Origin of the sequence: Streptomyces sp. TLI_185 (assembly GCF_003814765.1) — a bacterium.
Classification (GTDB): Bacteria; Actinomycetota; Actinomycetes; order Streptomycetales; family Streptomycetaceae; genus Streptomyces.
Window position 1 is genome coordinate 7357461 of the sequence record NZ_RKRB01000001.1, and the last position, 14062, is coordinate 7371522.

General features: G+C 69.5%; 11 protein-coding genes. 7 read left to right on the plus strand and 4 right to left on the minus strand.

Annotated elements, in window-relative coordinates; genetic code table 11:
- Nucleotides 1-102: 102 nt before the first annotated feature.
- Nucleotides 103-4047 carry a type VII secretion protein EccCa gene (eccCa, locus tag EDD92_RS34070; RefSeq protein WP_123967854.1) on the minus strand — a complete coding sequence of 1315 codons (3945 nt, stop codon included), beginning with the start codon at nucleotides 4045-4047 and terminating at the stop codon, nucleotides 103-105.
- 271 nt (nucleotides 4048-4318) lie between these two features.
- Between eccCa and eccD the strand changes: the two genes are divergently transcribed.
- Nucleotides 4319-5782, plus strand: a complete 1464-nt coding sequence (gene eccD / locus EDD92_RS34075; protein WP_099931716.1) for a type VII secretion integral membrane protein EccD — start codon at nucleotides 4319-4321, stop codon at nucleotides 5780-5782.
- A 564-nt stretch (nucleotides 5783-6346) separates the two neighbouring features.
- Here the strand turns inward: eccD and EDD92_RS51500 are convergent.
- Nucleotides 6347-6661 (minus strand): hypothetical protein, encoded by a 315-nt coding sequence (locus tag EDD92_RS51500; protein WP_260326928.1) that lies wholly within the window; start codon nucleotides 6659-6661, stop codon nucleotides 6347-6349.
- A gap of 18 nt (nucleotides 6662-6679) precedes the next feature.
- On the opposite strand from EDD92_RS51500, the gene EDD92_RS51505 reads away from it, so the two are divergent.
- The 6 genes from EDD92_RS51505 (at nucleotide 6680) to EDD92_RS34105 (ending at nucleotide 13046) form a co-directional block, all read left to right on the plus strand.
- Nucleotides 6680-7423, plus strand: a complete 744-nt coding sequence (locus EDD92_RS51505; RefSeq protein WP_260326929.1) for a PQQ-like beta-propeller repeat protein — start codon at nucleotides 6680-6682, stop codon at nucleotides 7421-7423.
- Nucleotides 7424-7608: 185 nt separating this feature from the next.
- Complete coding sequence (rpsO, locus tag EDD92_RS34085; RefSeq protein WP_030945091.1) at nucleotides 7609-7896, plus strand: 30S ribosomal protein S15; 288 nt, start codon at nucleotides 7609-7611, stop codon at nucleotides 7894-7896.
- 315 nt (nucleotides 7897-8211) lie between these two features.
- A complete protein-coding gene (locus EDD92_RS34090; protein ID WP_030945094.1) occupies nucleotides 8212-10431 on the plus strand; it encodes a polyribonucleotide nucleotidyltransferase in 2220 nt (739 codons plus the stop codon).
- Nucleotides 10428-11807 carry a pitrilysin family protein gene (locus EDD92_RS34095; protein ID WP_123967855.1) on the plus strand — a complete coding sequence of 460 codons (1380 nt, stop codon included), beginning with the start codon at nucleotides 10428-10430 and terminating at the stop codon, nucleotides 11805-11807. Before EDD92_RS34090 ends, EDD92_RS34095 begins: the two co-directional genes overlap by 4 nt.
- Before the next feature lie 25 nt (nucleotides 11808-11832).
- Entirely contained in the window at nucleotides 11833-12585 is a 753-nt protein-coding gene (dapB, locus tag EDD92_RS34100) for a 4-hydroxy-tetrahydrodipicolinate reductase (protein WP_123967856.1), read from the plus strand.
- 8 nt (nucleotides 12586-12593) lie between these two features.
- Nucleotides 12594-13046 (plus strand): hypothetical protein, encoded by a 453-nt coding sequence (locus EDD92_RS34105; RefSeq protein WP_123967857.1) that lies wholly within the window; start codon nucleotides 12594-12596, stop codon nucleotides 13044-13046.
- Between the two features lie 111 nt (nucleotides 13047-13157).
- On the opposite strand, the gene EDD92_RS34110 is transcribed toward EDD92_RS34105, so the two are convergent.
- The gene (locus tag EDD92_RS34110; protein ID WP_123967858.1) at nucleotides 13158-13715 is read right to left on the minus strand and encodes a PH domain-containing protein; all 558 of its coding nucleotides are present in this window, start codon (nucleotides 13713-13715) and stop codon (nucleotides 13158-13160) included.
- Nucleotides 13716-13805: 90 nt separating this feature from the next.
- Nucleotides 13806-14042 (minus strand): hypothetical protein, encoded by a 237-nt coding sequence (locus EDD92_RS34115; protein ID WP_123967859.1) that lies wholly within the window; start codon nucleotides 14040-14042, stop codon nucleotides 13806-13808.
- Between the last annotated feature and the right edge of the window lie 20 nt (nucleotides 14043-14062).

Consider the following 14062-nt stretch of genomic DNA (forward strand, 5'->3'; position numbering starts at 1 on the left):
TTTTCTCTGTTTTCTCTGGCAACGCCACCATAGCGACCCCCACTGACACAAGGGGGGCGGCACCCGCGCGGGTACCGCCCCCTGTGTCGCAGCAGTCGCCGCTCAGAACCGGGCCGGCAGCCAGCCCGTCTGAATCAGCTGTCCACCGCGCCGCCGCGTGTGGAAGTACCCGCGGCCGGGCGGCAGTTGGGATGCCGTGATGTTGCCGAGCAGCGCACCCTCCGACCGGTCGCCGGAGAGCACCAGACCCTGGGCGCCGAGCTCGCGCATCCGCTGCATCACGGGCTCGTACAGAGACCTGCTGGCACCGCCCGAGGAACGCGCGATGATGATGCGCAGACCGACGTCACGGGCGAACGGCAGGTACTCCAGGAGCGGGGCCAGCGGGTTCACGCCGGTCGCCACCAGGTCGTAGTCGTCGACGATGACGAACGCGTCCGGGCTGCTGTACCAGCTGCGGTTGCGCAGCTGCTCGGGCGTGACGTCCGGGCCCGGCATACGCCGGTGCATCGAACCGGCCAGGCCCTCCAGCGTCTCCGTCAGGGCCGGCGCCGAGGCGCAGTACCGCGACAGGTGCGAGTCGGGCACACCCTCCAGGTGCGCACGCCGGTAGTCGCCCATGACGATCTTCGCCTGGTCCGGCGTGTACCGCTCGGTGATCTGCTTGACGAGCAGCCGCAGCATCGCGGACTTACCGGACTCGCTCTCACCGAACACGATGAACAGCGGGTCCGTCTCGAAGTCGACGAAGACCGGCGCGAGCGACGACTCGTCGATGCCGATGGCGACACCGCGGTCCGGGTGCTCGAACCCCTTGGGCAGCCGGTCGGACGGGAGCAGCGTGGGCAGCAGCCGTACGGCCGGGGCGTGGTTGCCCTGCCAGTTGTCGTTGATGCCGCGGATGAGGATCGACGTCGCCTCGGAGAGGTCCTCGGTCGCCGAGGAGCCGTCGACCCGGGGCAGCGCGGTCATGAAGTGCAGCTTGTCCTGGGTCAGACCACGGCCCGGCACCGCAGCCGGGACGTTCTGCGCGACCTTGCGGTCGACCTCCGACTCCGTCGGGTCACCGAGCCGGAGCTCGATGCGGTTCTGCAGCATGTCCTTGAGCGCGGGCCGCACCTCGGTGTAGCGGCTCGCAGTCAGGATCACGTGCACACCGAAGCCGAGACCGCGCGTCGCGATCTCCGTGACGGTGGACTCCAGCAGCTCGTAGTCCGTCTTGAAGGTGGCCCAGCCGTCGATGACGAGGAAGACGTCACCCCAGATCTGGTCGGGCAGATGGCCCGCGGCCCGGCGCTGCCGGTAGGTCTGGATCGAGTCGACGTTGTTCGCGCGGAAGTACTCCTCGCGCGCGTTCAGGATCCCCTCGACCTCGCTGACCGTACGGCGCACCTTCTCGGCGTCGAGACGGTTGGCGACCCCGCCGACGTGCGCCAGGTCCTCCATCGCGATCAGCGTGCCACCGCCGAAGTCCAGGCAGTAGAACTGCACTTCGGACGGGGTGTGGGTGAGGGCGAACGAGGAGATGAGCGAACGCAGCAGCGTCGACTTGCCGGACTGCGGACCGCCGACGAACAGACCGTGGCCCGCGCCGCCGGAGAAGTCCCGGTACAGCACGTCGCGCCGCTGCTCGAACGGCTTGTCCACCAGGCCGACCGGCACATTGAGCCGGCCGAGCGCCGTGTAGTCGGGCGCGGTCAGGCCGCGCTCCGGGGTGACGGCGAGCTGGGGGAGGAGCTGCTCCAGCGAGGGCGCCTCCTCCAGCGGGGGCAGCCACACCTGGTGGGCGGGCGGCCCCTGGTTGACCATCCGGCCGACGAGGACGTCCAGGACGGTGTCGGCGAGCGCGTCGTCCACCCGGTTGTCGGGCTCCGGCTCCTCGATCACCGGCTGCGGGGGCAGCGCCACATGCTCCGCCGTGAACAGCGCGGGCCGCAGCTGCGTCGAGCGGTGCACCCGGGAGGGGCCCTCGCCGTGGTACGGCCCCGACACGTACGCCGCCTTGAAGCGGACCATGGTGTCGGTGTCGTAACGCAGATAACCGGAACCGGGGATCGACGGCAGGTGGTAGGCGTCCGGCACACCGATCGCCGTACGTGACTCGGCGGCGGAGAAGGTCCGCAGACCGATCCGGTACGACAGATAGGTGTCCAGGCCGCGCAGCTTGCCCTCCTCCAGGCGCTGCGAGGCCAGCAGCAGGTGGATGCCCAGCGAACGGCCGATACGGCCGATCTGGATGAACATGTCGATGAAGTCGGGCTTGGCGGTGAGGAGTTCGGAGAACTCGTCGAGCACGATCACCAGCGACGCCATCGGTTCGAGGGCGGCGCCGGCGGCCCGGGCCTTCTCGTAGTCGTGCAGGTTGGCGTAGTTGCCGGCCGAGCGCAGCAGCTCCTGGCGGCGCTGCGTCTCACCCATGATCGAGTCGCGCATGCGGTCGACGAGGGTGAGGTCGTCCGCGAGGTTGGTGATCACGGCCGCGGTGTGCGGCATGTCCGCCATGCCCGCGAAGGTCGCGCCGCCCTTGAAGTCCGCGAGGATGAAGTTCAGCGTCTCCGAGGAGTGCGTCACCGCGAGACCGAGCACCAGCGTGCGCAGTACCTCGGACTTGCCGGAACCGGTCGCACCGACACACAGGCCGTGCGGGCCCATGCCCTCCTGCGAGGCCTCCTTGAGGTCCAGCATGACCGGCTCGCCGTTCTCGCCGACACCGATCGGCACCCGCAGCCGCTCGTGCAGCGTCCGCGGCCGCCAGGTGCGGGAGACCTCGACGGTGCCCGCGTCGCCGATGCCCATGAGGTCGGTGAAGTCCAGGTTGGACAGAAGGGGTTCGCCCTCCTCCGCGGAACCGACCCGGAAGGGCGCCAGCTGCCGGGCCAGGGACTCGGCCTGCTCCGGGTTCAGCACATCGGCCTTGCCGGTGTACGCCGACTCGTGGCCGACGAACAGCTGCATCCGCTCCGGCTTCACATACGCCGTCAGACCGGCGCGCAGCTCCTCCTCCAGCTCGCCCGGGGCGATCTCCAGGAAGGTGACGCCCTGGAGCCCTTCGGAACTGGCGAGTTCGGAGTCCGGCGGCACGGTGCCGCCGTCGAGGACCACGATCAGATGCGGCTGGTCGTAGACGGGGTTCGCTTCGCGGTTCCAGCGGGGCCGGTCGTCCAGCTGGCCCGCCAGCGCCTCCTCCAGCTCCCCGAGGTCGTCGAAGAGGAGCCGGGACGAGCCCGCTCCGTCCTTGGCCTTCGGGTGCTGGCTGTGCGGCAGCCACTTGATCCAGTCCCAGTCCGCCGTCGCGGACGGGTGTGCCACCACGGCGACCATCAGGTCTTCCGGCGAGTGCAGCGTCGCCAACTGGGAAATGGCCGCGCGGGCGTTGCCGTAGACGGTGTCCGTGTCGCCGCAGATCGTCACGTGGTAGAAGGCGCGCAGCGAAATGGAGACCGGCAGGTCGTGCAGGCTGCCGTGCGCGTCGAGGAACGCCTTCATGGCCGCCGCGGTCAGCGGCTCCAGCTCCTCCTTGGGCGCCGTGTCCGGGGCCACGAGGGGCGTGTTGAGCTGCTGGACGCCGCGGCCGATCCGTACGGAGGCGAAGTCCGCGTCGGTCGGGCGCCGCTCCCACAGCCGCTTGCCGTCGGCTGCCACCGCCCACAGCTGCTCCGGGTCCGGGTGCTGGAAGAGCTGGCTGCGCCGCTGCAGTTCCGCCGTCTTGTGCACGTCCTTGCGGACCTGCTCCAGGTAGCGGAAGTAGTCACGACGGTCCTGCGCCATCCCCGCGCCGCCGCCCTGCCGGGACTTGGCGAACTGCGCGATGGCCATGGCCAGCGTCGAGGCGAGCATCAGCCCGCCGACCACCCTCATGTAAGGGGGGAGGTTGGGCATGAAGAAGAACCCGACGGAACCCAGCATGCCCATCATGGGCAGCAGGTTCATCAGCATGCTCTCGTCGCCCTCACGAGGGATCTCGGGGGGCGTCTCCAGTTTGACCTCGCCGTCCGGCACCACCGGGGGTGGTATCCGCGGTGGCCGTTTGATGATGACGACGCTCACCGATGCACTCATCCTTCGTGATTGAAACGTCCTGGCATCGACGCCCCCGTGTACCGCGACGTGTTCCCGTTCGCGTAGGCGTCTTTCGCGTGTAGGCGTCGATCCTACTGATGCCCCCGGGCCGCAGGAGAGCCAGGAGGATGGAGATGCGGAGGGGGTACGGGGAGAATTGAGGGAGGGCGCCCCAACACCCCGTACGGCAAGGGATAGGGTGGCGATTCGCGTTGTACGAACTGCATGAAGCAGCCTTGTCTAGCAGGGGGAACACCAGGTGAGCACGGGGACTTCGACAGGTTTCTGCCGAATCACCATCGCAGCGCCGGACAGCCGAGTCGATGTCGCGCTGCCGGAGGACCTGCCGATCCAGGACCTCTTTCCTGAGATCATCAGGCTCTCGGGCCTGGTCCAGTCGGACACCAGTCTTGCCGGTTATCACCTTGTGACCCGCGAGGGTCAGGTGCTCGACGCGAGCCGTTCGTTGCTGGAGCACCGGGTCAGGGACGGCGAGGTGCTGCTGCTGCGGACCTTCGCAGACTCCCTGCCGCCGGCCGTCCACGACGACGTCGTGGACGCCATCGCCGCCGCGGTCAAGCAGGACATCCGCAGCTGGAACGACAACCTGATGCGGGTGGCCGGCCTCGTCGCCGGTTCGCTGCTGCTGGTCATGCTCGGCTTCGTCTTCTGGTTCGCGGACCCGATCCGGCACGACATGCACGGCCTGCAGGGCATCCTCGCGGGCGTGACCGCACTGGGCCTTACGGCCCTCGCCGGAGTACGGGCCCGGGTGTACGACGACCGGGGCTCCGCCGTCGCACTCGGCATCTCGGCGCTGCCGCACGCGCTCATCGCGGGCTCCGGCGTCATCGCGCAGGGCGCGCACGAAGGCCCCGGAAGGCTCCAGTTCCTCGTCGGCTGCGTCGCCGTACTGCTGTTCTCCGTCGTGCTGATCATGCTGCTGCCGCAGGGCGACGCCCCGTTCGTGGCCGCCGCGCTGGCCTCCGCGATCGGCACGCTCGCCGTGTTCTGCGGTGTGCTCACCGACGCGGCACCGCGCGAGATCGCCGCGGGCACCTCGGTGGTCGCCCTGGCCGTCGTCGGCTTCCTGCCCGGCTGGTCGGCCCGCTTCGCCAAGCTGCCGATCGGCTTCCGCAACCCGGAGGAGCTGGCCAGGGCGCGCCGGGACGGTCAGGAGGGCGACCTTGAGGCCGTCGACGTCCAGCGCATCGTCGCCCAGACCAGCCGCGGCCACGAACTGCTGCTCGGCCTGGTCGGCGGCTGCGCCGCCGTCATCGTCGGCGCGGGCGGCGCGGTGCTCGGCTTCAGCGACAGCGGCTGGGCCCAGCTGCTGGCCCTGTTCACCGGCCTCGCCGCGATGCTGCGGGCGCGACTGTTCCGCTACACCGCCCAGGTCACCTGCCTGTTCGTGGCCGGTGTCATCACGCTCGGCCTGCTGGTCCTCGGCCTCGCGATCTCGCCGCCGGCCGACATCGTCATCCAGCTGCTCCAGAACAACCACGGCCCGGTCAACGTACGGACCCTGTGGCTCGGCGCCTCGGTCGCGGCCGGCGTGCTGCTCCTGATCGCGATCGCCCTGATCGTGCCGCAGAAGGGGCTGTCCCCGTTCTGGGGCCGCATGCTCGACCTCGCGGACTCGCTGGTCCTGCTCTCCCTGGTCCCCGTCTGCCTGGCGGTCCTCGACGTCTACGGCAAGGTCCGCGGCGGCATCGGGAACTGAGACCCCACCCGGCGAAAAATCCTGAACGCCCCACACCCTGCACGCAGGGCGTGGGGCGTCGGCGTGAGCACTGCAACGGAAGCCGCACCCCGTTCACAGGAAAACTCCACAGGAAAAGGACCCACGCGTGAGCTTCGGCCCGCCCCCGCCCATGTACACCCAGCCCGCCCCGCCCGCGGAGCCCCCAAGGCAAAAGAGCCGCCCGAAGTGGCTCCTGGCGCTGCTCGCACTCGTGCTGGTCGCGGCACTCGGCACCGGCGGCCGGCTCCTGTGGGGCGCCGGCGGCGGCACGAAGACCTCGAACGGGCAGGCCGCCCGCCAGGGACCTCTCGACGTCCGGGAGACCGTCGAGAAGAAGCCTGCGAACCCCACCGGCAAGATGGCCTTCCGCTTCTCCGTGGACGACCTCAGCCCGGGCGAGCACTACCGGATGCCCGGCATGTGGGCCACGGACAAGATCCTCGCCAAGGGCATCAACAAGACCGTCATCGGCCTGCGCATAGGCACCGACGCCACCCCCGGAGACGAGAAGTGGAAGCTCCCCCTCGACGGCCCGATCTGCGGCTACACCCGGCATGTCACCGGCGACAACCGCACCGCCGTGCTGTTCCGGGCCAACGACCGCGGCAACGCCTTCTGCAACCACGTGGCCTTCTTCGACCTCGACGACGGCCGTGAGATCTGGGACGGCGACTTCCCCGTGTCCGAACTGGGCGACGGCCACGGCATGGCGACGGGCGGCGACGTCCAGGACACCCCCAGCGTGACCCTGGTGCACGGCACGGTCGTCGTCACCTGGGGCGGCGGCACGGACGCGTACCGCATGAAGGACGGCACGCGCGCGTGGGAGACGATTTCCAACGGCTCCTGCCAGGACATGGGGGCAGCGGAGGCGCCTTGCTCGTCCGCCAGCAGTGCTGGAACGACAAGGCCCCCGCCGACTCGACGGACGCCACCACCTACAAGGCGCGCAAGGTGGACCCGAGAACCGGCAAGGTCCTGTGGACCTACTCCGCCGCGAAGGGCATCCGCGACCTCGACATCCCCTCCGCCGAGCCGCCGGTACTGGCCGTCCAGGCCGGCGGCATCGGCATCTCCGAGATGCTCTCCCTCGACACCTCGGGCAAGCCCCGCGCCGTCATCCGTCTCCAGAACGGCACCTACGTCGGGGAGTGCTCGTACGACGACTTCCTCACCGCCGACGACTGCCCGACCATCGCCGTCGGCGACGGCCAGGTCTTCCTGCGCAGCAAGGACTCGGGCGAGCTGATCAACTCCAACTGGATCATCGGCTTCGACCTCGCGACCGGGAAGACCACCAAGAAGTACGACTCCGGCCCCGGCTCCCTCCTCTACCCGGTCCGGATGAGCGGCGGCAGACTCCTCGCCGTACGCGTGAGCGACCAGCACGTCATGCCCTCGGGGCTGGTCAGCCTGGACCCGCGGACCGGCACGGAGACCCCGTACCTCTACTTCGACCTCCCCCAGGAGGCCGATCTGATGACGATGACGGACTACAACGACATCGTCGTCCAGGACGGCCGCATCTTCCTCGGCGTCAAGAAGGTCGACGGGCCCGCCAAGGGGCAGCCCAAGTGGGTGTATCTGGTCCTGGGCATCGAGAGCATGGCCGTGAAGTAGCGTCCCCGCCGGCTGGTACCCTGTGTGACGGCCGTTTGTGTACGCACCCCCGGAGCCCCCGCAGGTTCACCTGCCGGCCCTGGAGGCCGCGCCCAGCGGATCCCCGCCTCCCGAGTAACGGAAGCTCCCCCGAGACAAAGACCGGGGGCACTCGGTGGCATCCATGAAGACTACGAGGAGTACGAGTGTCGCTCGACGCCGCTACGAAGAAGCAGATCATCACCGAGTTCGGCCAGAAGGAGGGCGACACCGGCTCCCCCGAGGTCCAGGTCGCCATGCTCTCGCGCCGGATCTCGGACCTGACCGAGCACCTCAAGACCCACAAGCACGACCACCACTCCCGCCGTGGTCTGCTGATCCTGGTCGGTCAGCGCCGTCGCCTGCTGCAGTACCTGGCGAAGAAGGACATCCAGCGCTTCCGTGCGCTGGTCGACCGCCTCGGCATCCGCCGTGGTGCGGCGGGCGCCAAGTAGGACGCCGTGCTGGGGGAGCGGTTCCCGAAGGGTCGGGACCGCTCCCTTTGCCGTACGTGCGGAAACGTCCGTACGCACGGAAACATGCGGAGTGTCACTGCCCCTTTGTAGTGTGGTAGCACAACGCAATACGTACGACACAGCGAGAAGCGCACCTCGCCGCCGCCGGTCCTCGGTAGTGGCCCCCGGGGGAAAGCGAGCCCCGGGTGCTTCGATCGAAGACCGGCCCGCACCAGTGGAGCGCTTCTCCGTGACGGTCCTCCTGCCACACGGGCAGACAAGGACAAAAGACGAAAAGTATCGGAGAAAACGCTAGTGGAGAACGAGACCCACTACGCCGAGGCCGTCATCGACAACGGCTCCTTCGGCACCCGCACCATCCGCTTCGAGACGGGCCGCCTGGCCAAGCAGGCCGCCGGCTCCGCCGTGGCGTACCTGGACGACGACACCATGGTGCTGTCGGCCACCACCGCCTCCAAGAACCCCAAGGACCAGCTCGACTTCTTCCCCCTGACGGTGGACGTCGAGGAGCGGATGTACGCCGCCGGCAAGATCCCCGGCAGCTTCTTCCGCCGTGAGGGCCGCCCCTCCGAGGACGCCATCCTCACCTGCCGCCTCATCGACCGCCCGCTGCGCCCGTCCTTCAAGAAGGGCCTGCGCAACGAGATCCAGGTCGTCGCCACGATCATGGCGCTCAACCCCGACCACCTGTACGACGTCGTGGCGATCAACGCCGCGTCCGCGTCCACGCAGCTGGCCGGTCTGCCCTTCTCCGGCCCGATCGGCGGCGTCCGCGTCGCGCTGATCAACGGCCAGTGGGTCGCGTTCCCGACGCACACCGAGCTCGAGGACGCCGTCTTCGACATGGTCGTCGCCGGTCGCGTCCTGGAGGACGGCGACGTCGCGATCATGATGGTCGAGGCCGAGGCCACCGAGAAGACCATCCAGCTGGTCAAGGGCGGCGCCGAGGCGCCGACCGAGGAGGTCGTCGCCGCCGGTCTGGAAGCCGCGAAGCCCTTCATCAAGGTGCTCTGCAAGGCCCAGGCCGACCTCGCGTCGAAGGCCGCCAAGCCGACCGGCGAGTTCCCGATCTTCCTCGACTACCAGGACGACGTCCTGGAGGCGCTCACCGGCGCCGTCAAGCCGGAGCTCGCCTCCGCGCTGACCATCGCCGGCAAGCAGGAGCGCGAGGCCGAGCTGGACCGCGTCAAGGCGCTCGCCGCCGAGAAGCTCCTGCCGGAGTTCGAGGGCCGCGAGAAGGAGATCTCCGCCGCGTACCGCTCGCTCACCAAGCAGCTGGTCCGTGAGCGCGTGATCAAGGAGAAGAAGCGCATCGACGGCCGCGGTGTCACCGACATCCGCACGCTGGCCGCCGAGGTCGAGGCCATCCCGCGCGTGCACGGCTCCGCGGTGTTCGAGCGTGGCGAGACCCAGATCCTGGGCGTCACCACCCTGAACATGCTCCGCATGGAGCAGCAGCTGGACACCCTCTCCCCGGTGACCCGCAAGCGCTACATGCACAACTACAACTTCCCGCCGTACTCCACCGGCGAGACCGGCCGCGTCGGCTCCCCGAAGCGCCGCGAGATCGGTCACGGCGCCCTCGCCGAGCGCGCCCTCGTGCCGGTCCTGCCGACGCGCGAGGAGTTCCCCTACGCGATCCGCCAGGTCTCCGAGGCGCTGAGCTCCAACGGCTCGACGTCCATGGGCTCGGTCTGCGCCTCCACCATGTCGCTGCTGAACGCCGGTGTGCCGCTGAAGGCCCCCGTCGCCGGTATCGCCATGGGCCTCATCTCCCAGGAGATCGAGGGCGAGACGCACTACGTCACCCTCACCGACATCCTCGGTGCGGAGGACGCCTTCGGCGACATGGACTTCAAGGTCGCGGGTACCAAGGAGTTCGTGACCGCGCTCCAGCTGGACACCAAGCTGGACGGCATCCCGGCCTCCGTCCTGGCCGCCGCCCTGAAGCAGGCCCGTGACGCCCGCCTCCACATCCTCGACGTGATGATGGAAGCGATCGACACGCCGGACGAGATGTCTCCGAACGCCCCGCGGATCATCACGGTCAAGATCCCCGTGGACAAGATCGGTGAGGTCATCGGCCCCAAGGGCAAGATGATCAACCAGATCCAGGAGGACACCGGCGCCGAGATCACGATCGAGGACGACGGCACCATCTACATCGGTGCCGCCGACGGCCCGGCCGCCGAGGCCGCCCGCGCCACGATCAACGGCATCGCCAACCCGACCATGCCGGAGGTCGGCGAGCGCTACCTGGGCACCGTCGTGAAGACGACGACCTTCGGTGCGTTCGTGTCGCTGCTCCCGGGCAAGGACGGTCTGCTGCACATCTCGCAGATCCGCAAGCTCGCGGGCGGCAAGCGCGTGGAGAACGTCGAGGACGTCGTCGGCGTGGGCCAGAAGGTCCAGGTCGAGATCGCCGAGATCGACTCCCGCGGCAAGCTCTCCCTGATCCCTGTGATCGAGGGCGAAGACAACGACGATGACAAGAAGGACGACGGCGACAAGTGACGCCCCGTGGCTTCAAGGCGACGGCCCGCACCTCCTCGGAGGCGCGGGCCGTCGCCCGTACCCAAACCCTGATCAAGGGCGAGAACGGCATCGGCACGGTCCGCAAGACCACCCTCCCGGGCGGCCTGCGCATCGTCACCGAGACCCTGCCCTCGGTCCGCTCCGCGACCTTCGGTATCTGGGCGCACGTCGGCTCCCGCGACGAGACCCCGACCCTGAACGGCGCCACGCACTACCTGGAGCACCTGCTCTTCAAGGGCACCACCCGCCGTAGTGCGCTGGACATCTCCTCCGCCATCGACGCGGTCGGCGGCGAGATGAACGCGTTCACGGCCAAGGAGTACACGTGCTACTACGCGCGCGTGCTCGACACCGACCTGCCGCTCGCCATCGACGTCGTCTGTGACATGCTCACGGGCTCGCTGATACTCGAAGAGGACGTCAACGTCGAGCGCGGCGCGATCCTCGAAGAGATCGCGATGACCGAGGACGACCCGGGCGACTGCGTGCACGACCTGTTCGCGCACACGATGTTCGGCGACAACCCCCTCGGCCGCCCGGTCCTCGGCACGGTCGACACGGTCAACGCCCTCACCGCGGACCGCATCCGCCGCTTCTACAAGAAGCACTACGACCCGACCCACCTGGTCGTGGCGGCCGCCGGCAACATCGACCACAACAAGGTCGTACGACAGGTCCGCGCGGCCTTCGAGAAGGCGGGCGCCTTCAAGAACGACGCGGCGGCCCCCATCGCCCCGCGCGACGGCAGCCGCACCATCCGCACCGCGGGCCGCGTCGAACTCCTCGGCCGCAAGACCGAACAGGCACACGTCGTCCTCGGCATGCCGGGCCTCGCCCGCACCGACGACCGCCGCTGGGCCCTCGGGGTGCTGAACACGGCGCTCGGCGGCGGCATGTCGTCGCGCCTGTTCCAGGAGGTCCGCGAGAAGCGCGGCCTGGCCTACAGCGTGTACTCGTACACCTCGGGCTTCGCCGACTGCGGCCTGTTCGGCGTGTACGCGGGCTGCAGGCCCTCGCAGGTCCACGACGTGCTCAAGATCTGCCGTGACGAGCTCGACCACGTCGCCGAGCACGGCCTGTCCGACGACGAGATCGGCCGCGCCGTCGGCCAGCTCCGGGGCTCGACGGTCCTGGGCCTCGAGGACACGGGCGCGCTGATGAACCGTATCGGCAAGAGCGAGCTGTGCTGGGGCGATCAGATGTCCGTCGACGACATGCTGGCCCGGATAGCCTCGGTCACCCCGGACGACGTCCGCTCGGTCGCGCGGGACATCCTGGGACAGCGGCCTTCGCTGTCGGTCATCGGCCCGCTGAAGGACAAGCAGGCGTCCCGTCTGCACGAAGCGGTCGCGTAAGTCCTCTCCTGAAGGAAGCAAGAAGATGAGCAAGCTGCGCGTGGCGGTCCTCGGTGCCAAGGGCCGGATCGGCTCGGAGGCGGTACGGGCCGTCGAGGCGGCCGAGGACATGGAGCTGGTGGCCGCCCTCGGCCGGGGCGACAAGCTGGAGACGCTGGCGGAGACCGGCGCCCAGGTCGCCGTCGAACTCACCACGCCCGCCTCGGTGATGGACAACCTCGAGTACTGCGTGAGCCACGGCATCCACGCCGTCGTCGGGACGACGGGCTGGACCGACGAACGCCTCACGCAGCTGGGCGGCTGGCTGGCCGCCTCCCCGGAGACGGGCGTGCTGATCGCGCCCAACTTCTCCATCGGCGCCGTACTCACGATGAAGTTCGCGCAGATCGCCGCGCCCTACTTCGAGTCCGTCGAGGTCATCGAGCTGCACCACCCGAAGAAGGTCGACGCCCCGTCCGGGACCGCCACGCGCACGGCCCAGCTCATCGCCGAGGCGCGGCGCGCGGCAGGCACGGACCCGGCGCCGGACGCCACGGAGACGGCGCTGGACGGCGCCCGCGGCGCGACCGTCGACGGCATTCCCGTCCACTCCGTCCGCCTGCGCGGCCTGCTCGCCCACCAGGAGGTCCTGCTCGGCGGCGAGGGCGAGACGCTCACCGTCCGGCACGACTCGCTCCACCACAGCAGCTTCATGCCGGGCATCCTGCTCGGCGCCCGCCGCGTGGTGACCGCCCCGGGCCTGACCTTCGGCCTGGAACACTTCCTGGACCTGAGCTGACACCCGCCATGCGAGCCAAGCTCTCCTACGCCATAACGGCCGCCGTCCTGGTCTTCTACTTCGTCCTGGTCGGCAGCCGCGGCGTCATGCTCATCCAGTCCGGCACGGTCCTCACCGTCACCTTCGGCGTGGCGGTGCTGATCCTGCCGGTCATCGGCCTGTGGTTCCTGTGGAAGAACACCCAGTTCGTCCGCAAGGCCAACGCCCTCGCCGCCGAACTCGACGCCGAGGGCGGCCTGCCGGTGGACGAGCTCAAGCGCACCCCCGGCGGTCGTATCGACCGCGACTCGGCCGACGAGGTCTTCGCCAAGCGCAAGGCCGAGACGGAAGCGGCCCCCGACGACTGGCGCAGCTGGTTCCGCCTCGCCGTCGCCTACCACGACGCCCGCGACACCCCACGCGCCCGCAAGGCCATGCAACGCGCCATCGCCCTGCACGACGGAAGGACCGTCGAGGCGTAGCTGCGGGCAGTCGTGCCGCTGGGGTGGCCCCCGTCCAACAGAAAGCGGCACCTCTCAGCGAGCAGCGCCCGACCCGGCTCCCGGCCCGCACCGGCATCCGGCGCCGTTCGGTCAGCCGCGCCCGCGTCCGTACTCCGCCGCCCACGCCTCGATCGTGTCCGCAGCCCGGTCGAACGACCCGGCCCGCGCGAGGAAGTCGACGTTGTGCGTGGTCAGGAGCACCGGGGCGTCCTGCTCCGGACGGTCGCTGCGTACGAGGATCAGCGCCTGCCCCTGCACGGTGCGCGGCAGCCCGAGCCAGCGCACCGGCTGCTGCACCGTCCGCAGGGAGGAGACCCGCTCCCAGGGCGTCGTACGCGTCCCGAAGAAGCCCACCTGGCGCAGCCCGCGCGCACTCACCCAGGCGCCCATGCGCAGCAGCCTGAGGGAGCCCGCGATGACGGCCAGCGCGATACCGAAGACCACGCCGGCCTCGGAAGCCGAAGCGGTGAACGCGATGATGACCGCGGCGAACAGCACGAACGAGGCGAGCAGCAGCCAGAGTGCCGCCACGCCCACACGCCATGGCCCGGGACGGTAGGGGCGCCGCCAGCGGTCGCGGTCGTCGAAGGGCAGCGCGTCGTCCGCTGGCTCATAGGCACGGTCGGCCGTCAGGAAGGGCAGGGGCACGGCTGGTCCTCACTCAATCCATGCATGGGCTGTGCCCGGTGAGATTATCCGTCCGTGTTCCTGCCCACCACTTGTGGGGTCCGGATGGAGTCAGTGCCCCTGGGAGGCCTGTGACTGCTGAGCCGGCGTGGAAGCGGGACTGGACAGCGCGGGCATACCGAGAACCAGCGAGCCCACCAGCCCGGCGACGATGGTGAGTCCGAGCAGCCAGCGCGCGGCTATCTGACCGGCGGACGCCCGCTGACGGGGCGGGGGAGCGACATTGCTGCGGAACCTGTCGGCTTCGGCGACGAAGGCGAACGGGACGGGTTCCCGCCGACGGAACATGAGTGGAGCTTCTCCTCTCG